The 1,513-nt window shown below is 73.2% G+C and carries 1 protein-coding gene and 1 pseudogene; both read right to left on the bottom strand.

From position 1 onward, the window contains the following. The coding region (locus AB0J52_RS40105; protein ID WP_500188418.1) for a complex I subunit 4 family protein at positions 1–1,283 on the bottom strand (1,283 nt) is incomplete at its 3' end. Continuing rightward, a pseudogene (locus tag AB0J52_RS40100) lies at positions 1,280–1,513 on the bottom strand (NADH-quinone oxidoreductase subunit L); the annotation flags it as partial. The pseudogene AB0J52_RS40100 and the gene AB0J52_RS40105, both read right to left, overlap by 4 nt.

Raw genomic sequence — 1,513 nt, 5'->3', positions numbered from 1 at the left:
ATCAGCACGCCCAGCACCGCCACGCCGCCCGCGACCGCCGCGCCGGTCGTCCCCGCGCCGATGACGCCGGTGAAGATCTGGAACTCGGCGATGAAGCCGGACAGGCCGGGCAGTCCGAGCGAGCCGAACGACGCGACGGCGAGCAGCCCGGCGAAGACCGGGGCGACCCGGGCGACGCCGCCGTACTCGTCCATGTCGTAGGACGAGGTGCGCTCGTACAGGACGCCGCAGAGCAGGAACAGCGCGCCGGTGAGCAGGCCGTGGCTGACCATCTGGGTGACCGCGCCGGTCACCGCGAGCCGCCGGGCCGCCTCGTCCCCCGCGAGGCCGGCCGCGCCGACCGCGAGGACGATGTAGCCCATGTGGTTCACCGAGGTGTAGGCGATCAGGCGCTTCAGGTCGCGCTGGGCGAGGGCGACGAGCGCGCCGTAGACCACGCTCACGACCCCGACGACCACGATCACCCAGGCGTACGCGCGCCAGGCGTCCGGGAGCATCGGCATCGCGATCCGGACGAACCCGTACGTGCCCATCTTCAGCAGCACGCCCGCGAGGACCGCCGACCCGGCGGCGGGCGCGTCGGTGTGCGCGGGCGGCAGCCAGGTGTGGAACGGGACGGTCGGGGTCTTCACCGCGAGCCCGACCCCGATCGCGAGCAGCACCAGCCCGGCGAGGCCGGGCGAGTCGGCGAGCGGCGGGTTCCGGGTCAGCTCGACCATGTCGAACGTCTTCGGGGACGACCCGAGGTACAGGCCGATGAAGCCCAGCAGCAGCGCCAGCGACCCGAAGAAGGTGTAGAGGAAGAACCGCAGCGCCGAGCGCAGCCGCTCGCCGTGGCCCCAGCCCGCGATGACGAAGTACATCGCGACGATCGACAGGTCGAAGAAGACGAAGAACAGCAGCAGGTCCAGCGCCGCGAACAGGCCGAGGCTCACGGTCTCCAGGAACAGGAACAGCGCCGCGAACGTCCGGACCCGGCGCGTCTGCCGCAGCGAGTACACCGCGCAGCACAGGAACAGCAGGGCGGTGAGCGCGAGCAGCGGCAGCGACAGGCCGTCGACGCCGAGGTGGTATCCGGCCCGGACGGACGGGATCCAGCGCGCGTCCGTCTCGTAGCCGATGCCGGGGCCGTCGTAGCGGACCCAGAGCCCGGCGACGAGCGCGAGGTCGAGCGCGGACGCGACGATCCACGTCCAGACCGACGCCCGGTCCCCCAGGCGGAGGAGGTACAGCGCCAGCGCGGCGGCCAGCGGGAGGAAGATCACCAGGGAGAGCACGGTCACCCGACCAGAACGACGACGAGGGTCAACACGACGAGAAGCACGGCGGCCTGGGCGTAGTAGGTGTGCACCTGGCCGGTCTGCGGACGGCGGGCGAGGACGCCCAGCCGGCGGACGGCGCGGCCGAGACCGTCCACGAGGCCGTCCGTGGGGAACTCCAGGCGCCGGGAGGCCAGGTGCGCGGCGGCGCGTCCGCCCGCGCCGGCCGCGCGGACCGCGCCGTCCAGCACGCG

Source organism: Spirillospora sp. NPDC049652, from assembly GCF_040675125.1.
Classification (GTDB): Bacteria; Actinomycetota; Actinomycetes; order Streptosporangiales; family Streptosporangiaceae; genus Spirillospora.
This window is presented reverse-complemented; position numbering and strand designations above follow the sequence as displayed.